The sequence below is a fragment of the Exiguobacterium alkaliphilum genome, from assembly GCF_018138125.1.
GTDB lineage: Bacteria > Bacillota > Bacilli > Exiguobacteriales > Exiguobacteriaceae > Exiguobacterium > Exiguobacterium alkaliphilum.
Map to the genome: position 1 here is coordinate 1,764,462 of NZ_CP073101.1, position 19,674 is coordinate 1,784,135.

General features: G+C 51.4%; 22 protein-coding genes. 11 read left to right on the forward strand and 11 right to left on the reverse strand.

The window, feature by feature from the left end:
- Positions 1-139 precede the first annotated feature (139 nt).
- Positions 140-646, reverse strand: a complete 507-nt coding sequence (locus KB235_RS09075) for a DinB family protein (protein WP_211779450.1) — start codon at positions 644-646, stop codon at positions 140-142.
- Positions 647-789: 143 nt separating this feature from the next.
- Here KB235_RS09075 and KB235_RS09080 point away from each other — a divergent pair, with 143 nt between their 5' ends.
- The 3 genes from KB235_RS09080 to KB235_RS09090 are packed head-to-tail and all read left to right on the forward strand — an operon-like array spanning position 790 to position 2,600.
- Entirely contained in the window at positions 790-1,401 is a 612-nt protein-coding gene (locus KB235_RS09080; protein ID WP_211779451.1) for an NUDIX hydrolase, read from the forward strand.
- A gap of 14 nt (positions 1,402-1,415) precedes the next feature.
- Positions 1,416-2,132 (forward strand): MBL fold metallo-hydrolase, encoded by a 717-nt coding sequence (locus KB235_RS09085; protein WP_211779452.1) that lies wholly within the window; start codon positions 1,416-1,418, stop codon positions 2,130-2,132.
- A 15-nt stretch (positions 2,133-2,147) separates the two neighbouring features.
- The gene (locus tag KB235_RS09090; protein ID WP_235193444.1) at positions 2,148-2,600 is read left to right on the forward strand and encodes a GNAT family N-acetyltransferase; all 453 of its coding nucleotides are present in this window, start codon (positions 2,148-2,150) and stop codon (positions 2,598-2,600) included.
- A gap of 200 nt (positions 2,601-2,800) precedes the next feature.
- Here the strand turns inward: KB235_RS09090 and KB235_RS15680 are convergent, their stop codons facing one another.
- Positions 2,801-2,944: an N-acetyltransferase gene (locus tag KB235_RS15680; protein ID WP_246514172.1), complete on the reverse strand. Its 144-nt coding sequence runs from the start codon at positions 2,942-2,944 to the stop codon at positions 2,801-2,803.
- Positions 2,945-3,640: 696 nt separating this feature from the next.
- Between KB235_RS15680 and KB235_RS09100 the strand changes: the two genes are divergently transcribed.
- The 5 genes from KB235_RS09100 to KB235_RS09120 all read left to right on the forward strand — a co-directional run bounded on the left by KB235_RS09100 (position 3,641) and on the right by KB235_RS09120 (position 8,195).
- Positions 3,641-4,489 (forward strand): transporter substrate-binding domain-containing protein, encoded by an 849-nt coding sequence (locus KB235_RS09100; protein WP_211779453.1) that lies wholly within the window; start codon positions 3,641-3,643, stop codon positions 4,487-4,489.
- Positions 4,490-4,491: 2 nt separating this feature from the next.
- Positions 4,492-5,187 (forward strand): amino acid ABC transporter permease, encoded by a 696-nt coding sequence (locus tag KB235_RS09105; RefSeq protein ID WP_211779454.1) that lies wholly within the window; start codon positions 4,492-4,494, stop codon positions 5,185-5,187.
- A 95-nt stretch (positions 5,188-5,282) separates the two neighbouring features.
- On the forward strand, positions 5,283-6,191 hold the full coding sequence (locus KB235_RS09110; RefSeq protein ID WP_211779455.1) for an AAA family ATPase: 909 nt from the start codon (positions 5,283-5,285) through the stop codon (positions 6,189-6,191).
- Between the two features lies 1 nt (position 6,192).
- Complete coding sequence (locus KB235_RS09115; protein ID WP_034816641.1) at positions 6,193-7,221, forward strand: DUF58 domain-containing protein; 1,029 nt, start codon at positions 6,193-6,195, stop codon at positions 7,219-7,221.
- Positions 7,218-8,195, forward strand: a complete 978-nt coding sequence (locus KB235_RS09120; RefSeq protein WP_211779456.1) for a hypothetical protein — start codon at positions 7,218-7,220, stop codon at positions 8,193-8,195. The genes KB235_RS09115 and KB235_RS09120 overlap by 4 nt, the downstream gene beginning before the upstream one ends.
- A 37-nt stretch (positions 8,196-8,232) precedes the next feature.
- Here the strand turns inward: KB235_RS09120 and cls are convergent, their stop codons facing one another.
- The gene (cls, locus tag KB235_RS09125) at positions 8,233-9,699 is read right to left on the reverse strand and encodes a cardiolipin synthase (RefSeq protein ID WP_420842134.1); all 1,467 of its coding nucleotides are present in this window, start codon (positions 9,697-9,699) and stop codon (positions 8,233-8,235) included.
- Between the two features lie 175 nt (positions 9,700-9,874).
- Positions 9,875-10,657, reverse strand: a complete 783-nt coding sequence (locus tag KB235_RS09130; protein ID WP_211779457.1) for a LysM peptidoglycan-binding and 3D domain-containing protein — start codon at positions 10,655-10,657, stop codon at positions 9,875-9,877.
- A gap of 208 nt (positions 10,658-10,865) precedes the next feature.
- Between KB235_RS09130 and KB235_RS09135 the strand changes: the two genes are divergently transcribed.
- Positions 10,866-11,126 carry a DUF1294 domain-containing protein gene (locus tag KB235_RS09135; protein ID WP_034816631.1) on the forward strand — a complete coding sequence of 87 codons (261 nt, stop codon included), beginning with the start codon at positions 10,866-10,868 and terminating at the stop codon, positions 11,124-11,126.
- 140 nt (positions 11,127-11,266) lie between these two features.
- Positions 11,267-12,064, forward strand: a complete 798-nt coding sequence (locus KB235_RS09140; protein ID WP_211779458.1) for a helix-turn-helix transcriptional regulator — start codon at positions 11,267-11,269, stop codon at positions 12,062-12,064.
- A 33-nt stretch (positions 12,065-12,097) separates the two neighbouring features.
- Here the strand turns inward: KB235_RS09140 and KB235_RS15685 are convergent, their stop codons facing one another.
- On the reverse strand, positions 12,098-13,003 hold the full coding sequence (locus KB235_RS15685) for an SDR family oxidoreductase (protein WP_246514175.1): 906 nt from the start codon (positions 13,001-13,003) through the stop codon (positions 12,098-12,100).
- Positions 13,004-13,086: 83 nt separating this feature from the next.
- Positions 13,087-14,541: a 6-phospho-beta-glucosidase BglA gene (gene bglA, locus KB235_RS09150; RefSeq protein WP_211779459.1), complete on the reverse strand. Its 1,455-nt coding sequence runs from the start codon at positions 14,539-14,541 to the stop codon at positions 13,087-13,089.
- 158 nt (positions 14,542-14,699) lie between these two features.
- Between bglA and KB235_RS09155 the strand changes: the two genes are divergently transcribed.
- Positions 14,700-15,410, forward strand: coding sequence for a GntR family transcriptional regulator (locus tag KB235_RS09155; protein WP_211779460.1), 711 nt, complete (start codon positions 14,700-14,702; stop codon positions 15,408-15,410).
- 45 nt (positions 15,411-15,455) lie between these two features.
- Here KB235_RS09155 and KB235_RS09160 read toward each other — a convergent pair whose 3' ends face one another.
- The 5 genes from KB235_RS09160 to KB235_RS09180 are packed head-to-tail and all read right to left on the reverse strand — an operon-like array spanning position 15,456 to position 19,674.
- The gene (locus KB235_RS09160; protein ID WP_211779461.1) at positions 15,456-16,010 is read right to left on the reverse strand and encodes a suppressor of fused domain protein; all 555 of its coding nucleotides are present in this window, start codon (positions 16,008-16,010) and stop codon (positions 15,456-15,458) included.
- A 27-nt stretch (positions 16,011-16,037) separates the two neighbouring features.
- The gene (locus tag KB235_RS09165; RefSeq protein WP_211779462.1) at positions 16,038-16,499 is read right to left on the reverse strand and encodes an NUDIX hydrolase; all 462 of its coding nucleotides are present in this window, start codon (positions 16,497-16,499) and stop codon (positions 16,038-16,040) included.
- Between the two features lie 25 nt (positions 16,500-16,524).
- Entirely contained in the window at positions 16,525-17,898 is a 1,374-nt protein-coding gene (locus tag KB235_RS09170; RefSeq protein ID WP_211779463.1) for a barstar family protein, read from the reverse strand.
- Positions 17,895-18,599, reverse strand: a complete 705-nt coding sequence (locus KB235_RS09175) for a hypothetical protein (RefSeq protein WP_211779464.1) — start codon at positions 18,597-18,599, stop codon at positions 17,895-17,897. Before KB235_RS09175 ends, KB235_RS09170 begins: the two co-directional genes overlap by 4 nt.
- A 13-nt stretch (positions 18,600-18,612) precedes the next feature.
- Positions 18,613-19,674 carry a DUF58 domain-containing protein gene (locus tag KB235_RS09180; RefSeq protein WP_246514176.1) on the reverse strand — a complete coding sequence of 354 codons (1,062 nt, stop codon included), beginning with the start codon at positions 19,672-19,674 and terminating at the stop codon, positions 18,613-18,615.

Here is a 19,674-nt window from a genome sequence, read left to right on the forward strand (position 1 = left end):
AAAGTAGCTGGATTCGCGACATCGATCTTGAAATGAAATGGTTGCTTGACGAGCGGTACGGACTAAATGATTCGTTTACAGAAAGCTTTTACGATGAGAAATGAACAAAAGACGCGCGAGGCGTCTTTTTGAATACGTCTTAGATGTCAGCCTCCATAAGATACCGTTCCAAATCGGCCTGTTGGCGCAAGTGATGGCGGGTATGCATCTCGATCAGGGCGTACCACTCTTGTGCGTTCAACCAGCCAAAACCGCCATGCTGGGCTTTAACGTAAGGATTTGCCGACCGGACGAACGGTTCGAGGCGCTCAAGACGGGAAAGCAATGCATCGATCCGGCGTTCGAGCAGTTCCCGTTTGTCCGTATTGTTCGGAGGTTGGTTCATTTCGTCAGGTAAACGGATTTTCATCGGAGGGAACCCACCGGCCTGAAACAACCGTTCACCGAACTCGGTCTTCCCGAGCGGTTGCTCTTCAGTGGAAGCGAGACACCGTTTAATCTCATCCGCATATTCCTCAGCCACCACGATGATATGGTCGTACATTTGTCCGATTGACCAGATATCGTCTGCTGCCTGATATCGCAACTGTCGCTCGGTATAACCGTCCAAATCGTCTTTGAATTGGGACAATATAAGCATCGTCATACGTTTCCTCCTTGATGAATCATATTGTATGAAGTATATCATGTGCACGATACGTACTTTCTGCTAGAAGCGGGTATTCTTGAAGAGGAACAACTCACCCCTGCGGCGAAATGAGTAGCAGGACAAACGATGGAGGGATGACTATGTCAGAATGGCTCGATTGGGCCAAACGGCTACAGGCATTGGCTCAGGCCGGCTTGACGTTCACGAAAGACGAGTTTGACCGCGAGCGGTACCTTGAGCTGCAACAGATTGCGACCGAGATGTTTAAACGACAATCCAATCTCGCATTGGACGAGATCACTGAGTTGACGCACATTGATGGCTATCCGACACCAAAGCTTGACGTACGGGGTGTCGTCTTCCAAGAAGACCGGTTGTTGCTCGTCAAAGAACGTTCAGAAGGACGTTGGACGCTTCCGGGTGGCTTTTGCGAGGTCGGGCTCTCGCCTACGGAGAATATCGTCAAAGAGATTGAGGAGGAAGCGGGATTTGATGTCGCACCGATCCGTCTCGTCGCCTTGTTTGATATGCATCATCACCCACATCCGCCCATGTCGCAGCATTACTATAAACTGTTTATCGAATGCGAGCTGATTGGCGGGGAGGCGCAGGTGAGCTATGAGACGAGTGACGTCGGCTTTTTCACACGGGACGCGTTGCCGCCGCTCTCGCTCGCTCGGAACACGCTCGAGCAACTCCATATGTGTTTTGACGCCCGATGGCAAGAAGACTGGGTGACATTGTTTGATTGAGGGGAGGGGATTGTGTGGTCATTACACGCTTGGAACATGTTCATCAACTGACCTTTTACGCGCCGGTACTGCCGATTAACGTCCAATTGATTGAAAGAGAGCTCGGGCTCGTCTTGATTGATACGTCACTTGAACGGAACGCCGCGGACATTTTGGCCTATATCGAGTCGCTTGAACGGCCGCTTCTTGCCATTTTATTGACGCATGCCCACGGCGACCACGTCGGAGGTGTCGATCGCATCTTGAAAGTCCATCCTCATGCCGAGTTGTACATCTCGCGCCGCGATGCCCGATTGCTTGAAGGGGATCGGACGACCGACCCGGATGAGCGGGAGCTTAAAATTAAAGGCTCGCTCCCGACAATTCATTCGTTGCCGGACAAGCGGTTAGACCCAGGTGAGCGGTTGTTCGGGTTCCGCGTCTATCATGCTGCCGGTCACACACCGGGCTCCGTCGCTTATTTTGATGAAGCGAGTCGAATTCTGTTTGCAGGCGACGCGTTTCAATCGCATGGGGGAGTCGCTGTGGCAGGGGACGTCAGACCGCTTTTCCCGCTTCCTGGACTGGCGACATGGGATAAGTCGGCCGCTGTCGAGAACGCCGAGAAGTTGATCGATCTCGCGCCACGTCATACGTTCGTAGGCCATGGAAAATCGATTGAAGGGACTCATCGGCTCTATCGGGCGCTAAAACGCGCGAAGCGTAAACGGGCACGGCTGTTTTCACGGTAAAGGAGGAGGTGTGAGATGATGGAGCTACGTGAGATTCAGACGACGCAATATCGTTCGGCTGAGCAAATGCTCGAGATTCAACGAAACGCCTACGCGGTCGAGGCTGAGTTGATCGGTTTCGATGAGATTCCAGCTCGATATGAGACGGTTGAAGTGATTCAAAATTTATCCGGTGAGAGTTACGGATTGTATAACGACGAGCGGTTGATTGGATTTATCACGATCGAGACGGCCGAGACAACGGTCGAAGTCACAAAGCTGTGTATTGATCCGACGTATTTTCGGGCGAGACTGGCGACGACCTTGCTCGAACACGTCCTAAGCCTTCATGAAGACAAGCTAGTTTATGTCCATACCGGAAAACATAACGGTCCAGCAAAGCGTCTGTATACGAAGTTAGGGTTTGAAGCGAGCTCCGAATTCGAACCGGAACCCGGTGTCACATTGATTCGATTTACACGTGCATAACATCTCGTCTCATTTCTCTCATTCTGTCTCACTTCTTTAAGTATACTAAAGGATTGAGACAGATTTTTATTTTTACTGATAATATATGTTATGTTAACTAGAAAGAAAAAGAGAAGCGTAATGTCAGATTTGACGTCTCGCCTCTCAGCTGCAACTCAGAAAATTTTGTACCAATCCAACGTCAGTTCGATGTCCGAATTTCAGGTCTGTTTGAGCGTATCCACGTTCCTGAGCGCGAACCCTTCTTTCGCATAAAATCGACACGCGATCACGTTATCGGTCTGCGCTTCGAGTGACAATCCGAGCAACGATTGCTCATTTGCCCACGTCTCCGCAGCTTCCATCAGCAAATGCCCGAGTCGCTGTTTCGATACGTCTCGATATATACAAAACGGTTCCAGTCTCTTACTACACGGATTTGTCCGATACAAGTCGTCTCGTCGAACTCCAAGAATGCTTCCTCATATAATTGTTCAAACCCCTATTACATACCCATCGAGAATAAGGCCATCAAATTTCAAAGTGACAATCCTAGTGGAATGAGCGACAGGATGGTCACCCATCTTTTCTTTGTAAAGAGTCCAATCATAAGCGTGATTAAGCCGATTGCTAAAACGATGATTATCGTCATAACTGTCATGGTTGGTCCATCTCCCGTAGCTGGATTATTGTAACTGGTTTAAAGCTAGTTGCTCGTCGTTCATCAAGCACCTGTTACATTATTTGCTAGATTGATATGAAACCCCTCTTTCTGCTTGATACATCATAGCCAACATCAACAATTCCTTGATTCAACTTTATTCATTGTTGGACAAAGTTTCTTCACCATCTGCACAACTAGCTCAATTCAATTCTACACCTGTTTCGTCGGAAATAATAAACTGTATTACTCAACTGAATCGTTCATTCAAGGACGTGATAGCGCTTTATGGATTTATGTTTCAAAAATAACTTTAACGCTGTTCATCAATTCTTAGGAGTTGCCTGTAATCGATTGTCATGCTATTTTTAGACAGATGATAACTTAAGGAGGAACATAAATGAAACGTTTGACAAAAGGCTTCGCGGCCTCCCTTTTACTTGCTGTCCCGCTCGCGGCGTGTGGTGATTCGAGCACCGATCAGGCCGAGACTTCGGGCTGGGATGAGATTCAAGAGAGCGGTACGCTCACGGTCGGGACGGCCGGCACACTCTACCCTGCCTCGTTCCGTGCCGAAGAAAGTGACGAGTTGACAGGATTCGATGTCGAATTGATGAAAGAGATTGGTCAGCGGCTTGACCTTGAAGTTCAGTTCAAAGAGATGGCGTTTGACAACATGTTGACGAGCGTCCAGAACGGGCAGATCGACGTCGCCGCGAACGACATCTCGGTCACAGAGGACCGCAAAGAGAAGTTCGCCTTCTCGACACCGTATAAGTACACGTACGGAACGGCCATCGTCCGGAAGAGTGACCTTTCAGGCATCGACTCGCTCGAGGACTTGAAAGGCAAGAAAGCCGCTGGAGAAGCGACGACCGTCTTCATGGAAGTGGCGCGTCAATACGGGGCTGAAGAAGTCATCTATGACAACGCGACGAACGACCAGTACCTTCGTGACGTATCGACTGGGCGCACGGACGTCATCTTGAACGACTACTACTTGCAGACGCTCGCCCTCGCCTTCTTCCCGGAGTTCGATATCGCCATCCACCCGGATATCGCTTATAACCCGCAAGAAGTCGCATTCCTCATGTCGAATGAGAACGACGAGTTGCAACAAAACATCGACCGTGTCCTCGCGGAGATGCTTGAAGACGGTACGGTGAAATCTTTATCGGAGCAGTTCTATAACGGCGCAGATGTCTCGGTCGAACCGGATGTCGATGCAACGATCGTCGAATTGGACTAATTATGTTGGAAGGAGTGAAATGGGAGGCAATCTTTGATGCCGATTTGGCCATCCGCTCGTTCCCGTACCTTCTCGGGGGGCTGCCGAACACACTATGGATCTCGTTCGTCAGCATGTTCTTCGGGCTTGTGCTCGGTTTAATCCTTGCCCTTGGTAAGCTGTCACCGTCACGGCTACTCCGCTTCCCGTCGACGTTTTATATTTCGTTCATGCGGGGTGTGCCGATTTTAATCATTCTGTTCATTCTCTATTCCGGGTTCCCGTTCATCGGGATTCAGTTCGCGGCGTTGACGGCGGCGATTATCGGTTTTAGTTTGAACTCGGCCGCTTATATCGCCGAGATTATCCGGGCCTCAATTCGTGCGGTGGATGATGGACAGGTCGAGGCCGCCCGCTCGCTCGGGATGAACAAGTGGCTGACGCTCAAAGGGGTCATCTTGCCCCAGGCGACACGGATCGCCCTCCCCCCGCTCTCGAACGTGTTTCTCGATTTGATTAAGGCGAGCTCGCTCGCCGCGATGATCACCGTCCCCGAAATCTTCAACAAGGCGAAGATCGTCGGAGGACGAGAGTTCGATTACATGACGGTCTATTTGGTCGTCGCCTTGATCTATTGGGGCATCTGTACGTTCATGTCGTTCTTCCAAGACTGGCTCGAACGGCATTTTGAACGCTACTTGGATTCACCGAAACGATGACGGAAGCGTCATCGTTTTTTCTTTTCGTTCCATGCGGGCGTTTGAATGTGCTATGATTTTCTTAAATATTCAGAAAAAAGACGGGGGAACTACTCATGATACAACCATGGACCACATATTTGAACGACCAAGTGATTGGACAGTCGAAAGCGATCAAACTGTCGACGATCGCCCTGCTCTCCGGGGGACACGTCTTGCTTGAGGACCGGCCGGGGACCGGGAAGACGACGCTCGCGAGAAGTCTCGCTTCCTCTGTATCGGCGGCATTCCAGCGGGTACAGTGTACGCCGGACACGCTTCCGAGTGACATTTTAGGGATGGAACTGTTCAATCCGACGACCGGTTCGTTCGAGCGTCGGACCGGACCGATCTTCACGTCGATTTTGCTCGTCGATGAGATTAACCGGACGACGCCGCGGACGCAGTCCGCACTGCTTGAAGCGATGCAGGAACGCCAAGTGACGCTCGGCGAGGTGTCGATGCGCCTACCTGATCCGTTTTTCGTCATCGCGACGCAAAACCCGTTCGATGGGCAAGGTACGTTCCCACTCCCGCAAGCACAGCTCGATCGTTTCTTGTTCAAGCTGTCGCTCGCCCCGTTGTCACGGGAGTCCGAGCGCCGGTTGCTCCGGAACGAACACTTGAGTGCGGCGCCGTTCACGTTGAAGCAAGACGAGCTCGCTGAGATGCAACAAGCGGTCCGTGACGTGACGTTCCATGAGGCGATGGAGGATTATCTCCTCGATTTCGTCGAGGCGCTTCGGCACCACCGGGACATCGAGGTCGGGCCGAGCCCGCGGGCGACTCTCGCCTATACGATGGCGGCCCGGGCCCACGCCTATATGGATGGACGCGACTATGTCGCACCGGAAGACATCAGGGAGCTCGCCTTACCGATTCTCGGCCACCGTGTCGTGTTGACGGTCGAGGCATCCTTGAAGACGAAACCATCAAAATTGATCAAGTCTGTCCTTGAGACCATCGCGGTCCCATCCGAGGTGTGACATGCAACTCGTCAGCCCTCGCTACCTCGAGCCCGGGTATATGTGGCTCTTGTTCGTCGTCGGGGTATTCATCGCCCTGTACGGCAACGTCTTCCTCGCGAGTGTGGTCATCGGGTTCAGCCTCTATGCGCTCATCATGCCGGAGCTGTTGTTTCGGCTCGCGGATTACGTCCACGTCTCAGTGACGGATGAGTTGAAGCTGTTCCCGGGGGACGAGGAGACGTATACGATCAATCTATTGTCGACGGCACCTGTCCCGCTCGGTGTCGTCCGTTTGTCCGGTTACTTGCATCCGACCGTCGACTCGGAGGACCATGCGTTCTGGCGCCAAGAGAACTATGTAGGCCGCGAGGCGGAAGTCGCCTATACGCTTCCGTTGAAAGCGATCAAGCGCGGTCCGATCCGGATTGAGGCGATCGGCATGGAAATCCGTGACCCGCTCCGGATGTTCTCGCTCTATAAAGAAGAGCCGCTCGATCGGATCGGCTACGTCTTCCCGGACTTCATGCCGTACCCGATCCCGAAACGGCCGCCGACGTTGCCTGGGGAAGAGATGGTGCGCCATAGCGCTTACCGGGACCCGGAGACGTTCCAATCGGTGGCGCCGTACCACGGCCAGCCGATGCGTCAACTGTATTGGTCGGCCTATGCGAAGACGGGCGAACTGCTCGCCCGGACCGAGCAACCGGTTCAGGCGAACGAGTATGTCGTCGTCCTCGACTTGTTGACGAAAGACGGACGTGCCCTCACCCACCAGATGGAACGGTTGATCTCACAGGCGGCGGCGCTATGCCGCGACTTTGAGAAAGAGAACGCGAGCTATGGGCTCATCGTCCCGACGCTTACGAAAGACGGCATCACGTATGACCTCGCCCCGGGGAGCGGTGAGACGCATTTTCGTAAGGTCATGACGACACTCGCTTGTCTGTCGGAACGTGACTTCCCGCTCGCACGGTCATTGTTCGAACGGAAGGTCGCCAAATACGGGGGCAGCCAGTCTATCCTCCGGCTCGGGGGTGACGGACGATGAAACTATTATGGTGGGTCTTTGCCGCGTTTTATGTCGGTCACGTCTTTCCACTCGTCTATCTTCTCACGCTGCGATTCCCCCGCAATTGGCAGCTCGGTGCCCAGACGGCGCTCAGCGTCATGGCGCTATACTTCTCTTTTGAGATGAGTGTCTCCTTGTTGTTGTTCACGTACGTGCATGCCTTCATCCGCACGCTCGACTGGACGGACCGGTACGCCATCGCAAGCGTCTTGTTCTTGATCGTCGACTGGTTGTTCCCGCCGGCATCCCAACCGCTCGCGATGATCGCATTCCCGTTCCTGTTCTTGTTTTGGCAACGAAGTCTCTATTACCGCCGTGATTATAAACGGATGTTGGCGATGCTCGCCGTCGGCCTCTCAATCGGGTTGACGCTTGCCGTCGTGCTCCGGACGATTAAAGAGCTGTTGTTCGGCGATCTCGTGACGTGGGTCCGTCCGTTTCTCATGTGGATTGCTGGCTGGTTCGATGGGTTCACGCTTGACCCGTCCGACAGGGTAAACCGGTTCATGGTGCCTGAAAATCCGAACTTGGATGCGGAGACGCTTTCGAACGAGACGTTCTTTGAGACGGCCTCGAATCAGACAGTCGTATGGATCGCCCTCTTCATCTTCTTGCTCGTCATCGGGGTGTTCCTGTTCATCTACTTGCAGAAACGAAAAGATGTCCAAGAAGAGGCGGTCGTGCCGAGACGGGCGCATGTCACCCATGAACGGACGCTACGTGCCGTGCGCACGCCGAAACACGTCCGGCTACTCGATGCGGGACGTCGTCTCGAGAAAGCCCATCCACGGTTCCGTGAAGAGACGGTCCACGATTGGTTGACACGCATCCGCTTCACCGACGCTTCGCTCTTCGCCACTTGGCTCGAAGCGGCCGAGTACGGGGAGAAAGACGCGCCCGCTCCGATCATCGAGTCGTTCGAACAACATGTCAAACAATTGCTCAAACAATAAGACCAGCGTGACCCCTAGGGGTTGCGTTGGTCTTTTGTTATAAAATCGGGCTGAGTAGACGGGAGACGCTCTCTTTGAATCGAATCCATTTCGTCCGTGTCTCATAACGCTCAATCGTTAACTTGTCAGCACATGCGAGGTCTCGATCGAACGCATCGATGACGGACTGGGCCACAACTTCATCATAGACGAGCGCCGAGATTTCGAAATTGAGACGGAAACTGCGGGCGTCGATGTTCGTCGTGCCGATCGAGGCGACCTCGCCATCGATGACGAGCGTCTTCGCATGAAGGAAACCGCCTTCATACGTATATACTTCGGCACCGTAGCGGACGAGCTCGGCCGCATTCGTATACGTCGCCCAATAGACAAACATGTGGTCCGGCTTATTCGGGATCATCAGGCGAATCTTCGTCCCAGACATGAGCGTGTTGCGGCAGGCGTCGAGGAAGCTGGCGTCAGGGATGAAATAAGGGGTCTGGATGTAAATCGTCTCTTTCGCCTCGGTGATCATCTTGACGAGCATGTTTTTCAAGTGCTCGGTCGATGAGTTCGGGCCCGATGTGACGATTTGCACCGGTGATTGGGCCGTCTTAATGAGGACGGATGGCCATACAAAATCCTCTTTCTCAGCCCAATGCTTCGTCGGCACGGCACGGTTCCAATCGAGGAGGAAACGTTCGAGCAGTTCACGCACCGCCTCCCCTCTCATCCGCAGATGCACGTCGCGCCAATAACCGAACTGACGATTCGTGCCCAAGTACTCGTTCCCAACGTTAAAGCCACCGATATAGCCGATGTCTCCGTCGATGATACATAGCTTGCGGTGATTGCGGTTGTTGACCCGGAAGTTGATGCCGAAGCGTGACGGGAAGAACGACTTCACCTCGCCGCCGTGCGCGAGGAGCTGTTTGAAATGGGAGCGTCGCAACCCCCTCGAGCCGACGGCGTCATAAAGCAGACGTACTTTGACACCTTCCTTGGCCCGGCGTGTAAGCGCCTCGATGAGCGCTTGACCGAGCGAATCGTTTTGAATGATGTAGTACTGGATGTTGATTTCCTGTGTCGCCATCTCGATGTCATGGAACAACGCCTCGAACTTCTGCTCGCCGTCATGAATGACCTGAATCGCATTATGATACGTCACGAGCGCGTTCGTGGAAGATAAGTTCAAGCGGGCGAGCCTTCGATATTTGGATAAGAGCGGGTCATGAGCGAACAGGCCATCATGCGCATCGAGCTCAGTCAATTGATCGTCGACGTGTTTGGCGTACTCGTGGCGACGTTCCTCGTCGACTTGATAAAAGTTGTTCGATTTGATTAACCGACCGAAGAAGATGTAGATGAAGAAACCGAGCAGTGGGATAAAGAATAGGACGAGCAACCAAGCCCACGTCGAACCGATGTCACGCCGCTCGAAAAAGATGATGGTGACGGCGAACGTGACGTTCAAGAGTAGCAACACGATCCCAAGCACGCTGATGATGATTTCCATTGAGACCATCCAATTCCCCTCCCTTTCTCTCTACATACCCGTTTAAAGGAGATTTGGCGTGAGTGAATATGGCCAGACGATAATTCGTTTCGGTTTCCGCCTGTTTGTCCGCAAACATTCACGGATTGACACGTATCGACACAAAAAAAACACCGCGCCAGCGGTGTTTTTGGGGTCGTACGAATTAGTTTAAGATTGTGATTTGGACAGATTGACGACCAAATTGAATCGCTTGTTCTTGTGTCGGCATCAAGAGGTCGATTTTGTTCCCTTTGATTGCGCCGCCAGTGTCTCCAGCGATGGCTTCGCCGTAACCTTCAACGTAAACTTTAGAGCCGAGTGGGATGACTGATGGGTCAACCGCGATGACTTTTTGGTTCGGGTTTGAACGTACGTCGATTCCAGTAGCTGTGATTCCTGAACATCCTGCACAGTATGGTGTATAAGCTGTCGCTTCAACAGTCATCGTCCGCCCTGAAGCCGGAGCTTGAGTTTGCGTTGTCGAAGTAGACTTTTTCGTCACTTGTGTAGATGTTGATGCTTTTGGCTTCGCTGCAGGAGCGTCGTTCGCTACTGATGCAGCGGCTGCGCCTTTCACTGCGAATTGTTGACCTGGGAAGATCAAATCTGATTTAAGACCGTTCCATGTCATCAATTGATTGACAGTAACACCGTTGTTTTTCGCGATTCGATACAACGTGTCGCCTGCTTTAACTGTATACGTTTTAGATGAGTTCGAAGCTTTTGCTTCTGCCTTTCCAAGTTTCAATACTTGGTTCGGGAAAATCATATTAGAGTTTAAGCCGTTCGCTTGTTTAATGTCGTTTACAGAGACGTTGTTGTTCACGGCGATACGATACAATGTATCTCCAGACTGAACTGTGTGTGTTGATGCTGCCGAAGCTGGAGCAGCGACTCCTAAACTAAGGCCAGCGAGTGCCGTTAGTGTCAATAGTGGTTTTTTCATAAGAATATTCCTCCCTTTTCTAACGCCCCCTTACTGTAACACCTCTATATTTCACTGCCGTTACAGCCTGATATGAGAGTGATATCAGTTCAGTTACAGAACTTTATGGGCTAGAAGTCAAGGGTGAATTTCTTACAAAACGGATACAAACGGCTTTGTTAAGCCATTTCAAGTTATAATCAATGAAGAAGAAAGGAGCGGATAGGCTTTGGAACTATTACTGCTATATTACATTGTGACTAATTTACTAGCTTTTGTTACGTTCTTTCTCGATAAACGACGTGCGAAAGCGAACGCGTGGCGGATTTCGGAAAAGACGCTGTTGACGCTCGTCTGGATCGGCGGGGCGTTCGGGGCGTATATCGCGATGCGGCTGTTCCGTCACAAGACGCTGAAGCCAGCTTTCCGTCTCGGTGTCCCAATCGCCATCTTAGTCCATGCCGGGATCACGGCATATTTCATCTTTTGACACCATTATATAGAAGAGACACGGTCACACCGGTTGAGGATGTCTCACTCGAAATGTCGAAATTGACGCTTACAAAAGAGGGATGGGAGTCTTTGGTCGGTGTGTGATTCTACAAAATGTTCGATTGTTGAGGTGGGAGGATGCATCCTGAAGGAAAGATGATTACTGTTGAAACATGGACAGAGCAGATGGTGGAGACGAGCTTTACAACGAGTTCAAGCTTTCAGATTTGGCTCGTCACGAAAGGACGTCTTACGGTACGCATCAACGGAACGCGTGTCCGGCTCGATCCGAGCATGGCATTGATGCTTGATTGCGGCCAACTCACAAGAGTCGAACGAGCGGAAGATTCATTTCACATGGACGTCATAAGTGTCGACCCGTTCGACTTGTTTTCACCGTTACTTGCGGAGCAATATGTCACCCCGTATATCGAGAGGATTGGCTACTACGTGGCGCACTCGACTGTACCGACCGACAAGGCGATGCTCGACACAATCGATAAAGCGGTCAGGCGTCTCAAGAGCGACTCGGCTTTCGCATTGCTTGATGCGACGTTACAGCTCGCTGTCGTCTGGCGCTATTGGATTCAGCGGACACCTGTGATGAGGCAACACGGATATGACCGAATGGATCACATGATTTCCTATATACACGACCATGACACGATGAAGCTGTCGCTCGAAGACATCGCCGCTGCCGGTGGACTGAGCCGAGCCGAGTGTTGCCGTTACTTTTCAAAATGGGGCGACACCTCACCGCTCGCTTATGTTCAAGACGTCCGGATGCAACGGGCCGCGCGTCTATTATGTGAAACGGATCTTGCGGTCGCTGAAGTAGCGAACCAGCTTGGTTTTACGAGCGTGAGCCATTTCGTCCAGACATTCAAAAAAATACATAACCGAACACCTCTCGCGTACCGTAAACAGAAGACATAAGAAAAACCGACACGCGCGTGTCGGTTTTTCTCGTTAGCGGGCGGTCCAACCCCCGTCCGCTTTCAATACGTCGCCATTGACGAAACTCGAATCATCCGACGCGAGGAAGAGTGCGACTTTGGCGATTTGCTCCGGTTCACCAATCGGCGCCTCTCCTGCCCCTTGGATGGCCCGCATCCCGAGCTCGCTCGGCGCGGTGATGGTGGCACCGATATTCGTATTGACCCCACCCGGTGCGATGGCGTTCGCCCGAATCTTATTGAACGTGCCATAGGTCGCGGCAATGTTCTTCGTCAGGCCGAATAACGAGAACGCGTGCGGGCCCGCAATCTCCTCAATCACCCTTTTTTGAAACAGTCTTACACCCCGTTCGTACCCTTCGATCCAAAACGACGCACCGGTCACCGAGACGATCAATTTGAAAAGCACAATCCGATTGCGTTTTTTGTTCGATTTCGGCGTCTTATTCAACAAGACGACCAACTTATAGTCGTTCATTTCAATCTGCTTCAGGCAATGCTCGATCATGTCAGAAATCGACCGTTCCGAGCTAATCATCTGAACTTCTAACAGCGGCACGAGCACGTCCCGAATGACCATCGCGAACTGGTGAAACTTCTCTTTCTCATCTAGTATCATCATATACGTCTCATAATCGAACGTCTCACGCGTGAACTCGTGTGTCACGAGTTGATGATGTGTGTCATCATACGTATGCGTATTGTATGTATGATTTGTCTCAGCATAGATAAGGTTTATCCCTACAAGATTAGGGTCTTTGAAACGAATGTCCCCGCTCTCCACGAAGCGTGACAACGCACGTGATAACAATTCTTCAAAGACGTACGATGAGTGAATCGCTGTAATGTGTTTCTTTGCCCAGTTCCGATCGCGCTGCGCGTTTACGCTCGAATATAAACGAATGGTAATGTGCCCCATCTTTCCCCCTCATTTCTCTCACTTCTTCATTATACAAAAAACTCCCTTTGACGATCATCGAGATCATCAAAAGGAGTCCGAGATTACTTGACCGGTTCGTACGCGAGCGCTTCCCCGTTCGTCTCGATCACGTGCTTGTACCAATCGAACGAGTCTTTCTTCATCCGCTCCATCGAGCCGTTGCCCTCATTGTCACGGTCGACATAAATCATGCCGTACCGTTTCTTCATCTCGCCCGTCGTGAACGAGACGATGTCGATGATGCCCCATGGCGTGTAACCGATCAAGTCGACACCATCATAGACGACCGCCTCTTTCAGCTGCTCGATATGTGCCTTCAAGTAGTCGATACGGGCCACATCATGAATCTTCCCGTCGACGATCTCATCGACGGCACCGAATCCGTTCTCGACGATGAAGAGCGGGATTTGATAGCGGTCATACAATCGGTTGAGCACGTAACGGAGACCGACCGGATCGATCGCCCATCCCCAGTCGCTCGACTTGATATACGGGTTCTCGACGCCGTTCGGCAAACCGCCGTTGACGATGTCGCCGCTGTTGTCGGCGACGACGTCACTCTTCACGGTCGTCGACATGTAGTAACTGAACCCGAGATAGTCGACGGTCCCGTTTTTCAAAATCTCCTCGTCTCCTTCAAGGAACGGAATCGTATAGCCTTCACGTTCGAATTCGTTCAAGGCGTAGCTCGGATAAACACCGCGCACTTGCACGTCGGGGAAGAAGTAACGCTGACGCATCATCTCTTCAGCGAGCATGACGTCGTCCGGGTTCGACGAGTACGGATAGATCGGAACGTGTGACACCATCGCCCCGATTTCGAAGTCCGGGTTGATTGCCTTCCCTTTCGCGACGGCGAGGGCGCTCGCAATCAACTCGTGGTGGCCCGTCTGATACATGACTTCACGCGCGTTCTCCCCTTCTTCGACGATGACGCCTGAGTTCGTCCATAAGAAGAGCGGGTTGTTGACGTCCATCTTGTTGTTGATCTCGTTGAACGTCATCCAGTATTTGACCTTGTCTTTGTAGCGGTCGAAACAGACCTCAGCGAAGCGGACGAAGTGGTCGACGACGGCACGGTTACGGAACCCGCCGTATTCGCGTGCGAGGAGGAGCGGCATCTCGAAGTGCGACAACGTGATGATCGGCTCGATATCGTGCTTCAACAGCTCGTCGAACAAGTCGTCATAAAACTTGAGACCGGCCTCATTCGGTTCTGCGTCGTCCCCGTTCGGGAAGATCCGGCTCCAGCCGATCGACGTACGGAGACACTTCAAGCCCATCTCGGCGAACAAGGCGACATCCTCTTTATAGCGGTGGTAGAAACCGATCGCCTCATGGTTCGGATAAAACTCGTTCGGCTCGACTTTGTCCGTGATGCGACGCGCGACGCCGTGGGCACCGGCCGTCAAGACGTCGACGACGCTCGGTCCTTTGCCGTCTGCGTCCCAACCACCTTCAAATTGGTGAGCAGCCAGTGCGCCGCCCCATAAAAAGTCATTTGGTAATGTTTTCATTGTAGTTCCTCCTTATCAACTTTAAATCTCCAATACTGAATCATACATGTAAATTATAATTGTAACGGTACAATTAAACAAGTGCGATACATTTTGTATTTTCGACGAACTGGTGACGTGATATAATTAAAGCAGATATAACGAGGTGAGGATGCCACATGTTAAAATACCAACAGATTGCAGCAGCGATTGAGCAGTACATTAATGATCAGGATTTAAAACAAGGGGATAAGTTGCCCGTGCTCGAGCAGTTGATGAGCCAATATGGTGTCAGCAAGAGCACCGTCACGAAGGCGCTCGAGTTGCTTGAACGTCGCGGTGTCATCTTCCAGTTGCGGGGAAGCGGGATCTTCGTCCGGCGTCACAACCGCCCGGGCTATATGAGCCTGTTCTCGACGCAAGGGTTCAAAAGCAACCTCGGCGACCGAGTCTTGACGTCGGACGTGCTCGACGTGTCAATCACGAAGCCGAGTGAAGACGTCGCTAGAAACTTAGGGATTGACGTGTCGAATGACGTGTATCGCGTCGAACGAGTCCGTTACGTCGACGGGGAAGTGTTTTGTTACGAGGAATCGTATTATGTGAAGGCGATCGTACCCTATCTGAATCGAGAGATTGTCGCCGACTCGATTTTCGACTACGTCCAAAGTGCGCTCGGCGTCACGATTGGGTTTTCCGATATGTATATGCAGGTCGGGCGACTGAACGAGACGGAGGCCGGATATCTTGGTCTGAAAATGGACGACCCGACGCTCCGCATCGAGACGATTTTCCATCTTACGAACGGGAAGCCGTTCGACTATTCACGAATCACCTACCATTATGAGCACTCACAGTTTGTCGTCCAGGCGAACGGGCCGTACATGTGAAAACACCGCTCGACGCGATTTGCGTGGAGCGTGTTTTGGTGTGGTTCAGACGAGCGGTTTGCGTTTCAAATCGAGTAACGCATCATCTGTTTTATAAAGTACTTCGTTGAACCGTTCTACCCCGTTCGCTTCGATGAACGCTTCTTCAGACGGGAAGATGGGAATGAACCAGACGGGGACTACGGTCTGTTCGTCGCCTTCGTACACATGAAACGACTCATCAAAATAAAACGGGGTCGCCACATAGATCGCTGAGAAGTTCAATCGTTTGAAAACGTTCGGGGGGAGTTCAAAATACTCACCGAACTTGAAGGCGTGATGTGTCTCGAGCGCATGCGTCGTTAATTGCCATAACAACTCGAGCACGTCTTCATACGAACGTTTTTGCTTGAAGCTCAATAGGAGTTCTTGATGTGTCTGTATGCCGTCCTCGTTTTGCAACGTATGCCAATGAAGGCCTAGCGTCGAGATGGTATACGAATCGGTCGTAGGACTGTCATTGAACTGCAAGAACTGCACGGCCTGCTCTAACAAATCGTCCGTCTCGAATTGATTCGTGAATTCTCCACAGTGGGATTCTAAATGCTCTAAATAATTCATTATGTTTCCAACTTTCTTGATGGATTCTTACTTTACTATAGGCGCTTGTTCTTGATTCACCCAATCCATAATAAACCTCTCTTGGTGGCTGTTTAATGTTGGAAGTTCATCGCGTGAGAAAAAACGATGCTCGTGACTCTCTTGTCCTTCCTGCGCAAGTTCTCCTGAAAATCCCGTCGCATGAAAGATGACTTGTACACTAAAGACTTGATCTCCATTTTCATAAGAAGCATATCCTTCTTTTCCTGAATATAGCCCAAACAAGCTTAGTTGACTGACTGTAAGACCTGTTTCTTCAAACGTTTCGCGTTGTGCTGCGCTCTCGAATGTTTCACCAGGTTCCATGACACCACCCGGGATTCCCCAAACGTCATGATCTTTACGATGTTGAAGCAAAATTTCATTATTGTGTTCGATTATGACGCTGCAACCGACCGTCATTAATAAGTTAGTTCCAATGAGGTTCCGCATGTCCTGTATGTAGTTCAATCCATTTCCTCTTTTCATTTAAATTTCAAAACCGCTTGATTGAACCGTTCACATGATCAAGAAAGTGATACACATCGTCCGCATCGTGCGCCAGTACGAAGTTTCCGAAGAGGTTAGGATGAAATTCTCCAATGAACGTCTCGACTGTCTGTACAGGTGTAGTTGAGAAAAAAGACTGCCAAAACTTTTTTGCTTTCGGAATCTTTAATTGAGTCAACAACCTGTCTTCAATCAACTTCTCCCATGCTGCGTCATGTAGCATCAATCGATACACTTTCTCACTCGGGCCGAACGTTCCTCCGAAACAGAACGTCAATTCAATCGGATACGCACCACGTGTCACGTGACGAAAAAACGTCTCGTAATCCGCTGTATCGATCGATTCAACGGATTCAATATTCGTCCCTTGGAGTGTCAGCCCCTCACGGTAATAGCTTACCAACCAATCCGTCTCATTTGAGAACGTGACAACGTCTTGGCAATGTTCGTCACGGGAAAGTGTCAGCCATGGGGCAATCGACTCATGATTATGAACGATTCCGGATGTGACAGACTCCTCTTCTAAGCGTTCAAACGAGAAACGATGTCTCTTTGGAAACCGTACCGAAGTCTTCCGTTCCACGCGTAACGGGAAAGCTTCTCCGGTGAGATGTCGGTAGATCAGGCGATTTGCTTCTCCCTCTTTTAATGCCTGGCTCGGTAAAATCAGCATCTCTGTCTGATGATAGATGATTCGACACGGTTTCAAGTCCGGCTCGTTCGTGTAGTCCGTAAAACTGGTCGCGAGCATGTCTGCCGCCTCAGGCAATCGCCGCTCAAAATCCGTCCAACCGTGTAGCTCCACAATGTCCGGCAATCCGTTCTCATCGGTGATGACGTCCCAAAATGCGTCCCAGTTCATACCATAGTGCGAAGGGAATTGTAACTGTTCGTTCAATAGTTCATGCAGCTCGGTTTCCGTCGCGATGTTTGAGACGTCTAGCGTCACACGAGTGACTCGGTCATTCTGTTTACACACCTCGCTCGGATGCATCCAGACATACACCGTCTCGACGACCCCAGATCCAGTGACATCGACGTAGACATCACGGGTGAACGGATGCAAGACGAGGTAACGTAGCATCGTTGCATCCGTGAAACCCTCAACGATTTGTATATCACCTGGATGAAACGAGAAGATGTCAGCAACTTGTCGACGAACCGTGCGATACACGTCATCAAGCGCTTGATCGTAGACGCGGTCGAATTCATAACGGTCGACTTTCCATAACGTCCCATCGCTCGAATTTGATAAGCTTACCGTGTTTTGTTCAAACTCATCCGTGTGCACTGCATGTCGACGCACAAATAAAGCCGTGGCCGCATCGACTTCATGCAACCACGGACGTTTTACATTCATCTTTTCCAACGCCTCCGATACAAGAGATAACCAATCGGGAGACCCGCCAACAATGCGAGGCCAAGCATACGATACGATGTTGGCTCTGTCGTCTGAACGTCACTTGAACCACCCACGAGACCATCCTCCACGGAACCTTGATCGTTTGAACGTGTCTCGACCAAGAGTTTCTGATACATCTCGAGCGTGATCGTGTCTCCGGCGATGACCCGTTTCGCATCGGTCGTCAAGCCGGTCAGCGTCTCCCCATCATAGTCAAACCAGGCGTTCTCTCGCGCGGAATGGACCAATGTACCGGACACATCGGCTAAGGCGACGGCCAACTCGTCACCATACCCGAACGTGGAGAAGGCAAAGACGCCTGGCTCTTGCTCGTACGTACCGATGACGTTTCTCGCTTCTCCGTCTTGTAGGACGGCCGAGACGTATTCTTTACTTGAGACGAACGTACACGCGTCATCTGGCGAATAACAGGATTGTGCGGCCATCATCACTTCGTGCAGTGGACCGAACGAGATGGTGCGACTTTCCGTCAAGTGATAGTTACTCGGATTGTCTCCTTCGATATGATCAAGGACGATCGACTCGAAATGTGTTTCTGCAAACTGCTCTGCTGACCGTTCTGTCGGCGCGGCCATGGCTGACGTAGTACCGAGCGTGAAGAGTCCGGCTAAAGCGAATGATGTGATCAGGCGAAACATGTCATAACTCCTTTCAACCGACAGCGATCCGGTTCAGCAGTGACGCGTCAATCCGAATCACTTCCGCATGCGGATGCTTCTGTCGCTCGATGATTTGATTGAACCGTTTCGAAGCGACGAATCGATCGGATTCGTGGACCCACGCCAAACGTACGAGGGCGAGGCGCAATTGTTTGCGACCGTCACTCATCCGCAGGTGGTCAATCTGATTATCGGCGTCTAACCGATTGATGAACAGCTCGACTTTACAATCTTCCTTCACCAAATAGGATACCAGATAAGCGGCTTGTTGAATCAACTCTTCGTAACGCCCGTGGAGGCCATTCCCGAGCGGACCGCTCAAGTCGAGTGCGAGTGTGAACGTATCGAGGTTTTGGCGTTGAAACACTTTCGCCTGCAGCTTCCCTGTCTTCGCTGTCGCGACCCAGTCGATTTGTTTGACCGGCTCTTGCTCGTACCGTTTTGTGCTTTGGATCATCAACGGGTCGTTGAGCGGTGAATGTTTGACGAGTCGGTCTCCCATCCGAACAAGGCGCGAGTTGAATCGGTTCTGTCTCGTGATGGACGGAAGGATGATCCAGGACGGAAGCGTAAAACCGGTGAGGAAGATGGTGCCGAGCCAAAACGGTAGCTTAAACTGAAGAGTGCATTCTTCGATTTGGACGGGACCTCGTCGCTTCGCGTGGATCGAAAGCAAATAGCTCGATTCATGACGAAGCTGTAAGGTGTGCACGGACTGATCTTCGTCAAATGTCAAGCCGTGCCCCGTGACCAGACGGATTGATGTCGGGATCCCGAGCGTCTCAAGTTGCTCGATGCCTGTCACGTCCATCTTGAGTGAGACGCAATCATTCACGAACAACAACTGCTCCTTTTGATGGAACGACAAGCCTGTCACCCCGACGATTTGCTTCGTCAGCCATTTTCGTACGAGCATCAGCCCGAGAATCACGCCAGCCAGGTAAGCGAACGGCCAGACGTAGGGGAACCAGACGAAGAAGACGAGTATCCCTGTGTAGGCTGGCCAAAGCTTTTCATCTAAAAGGGACGGTGTACTGACTTCGACCTGTCGCAT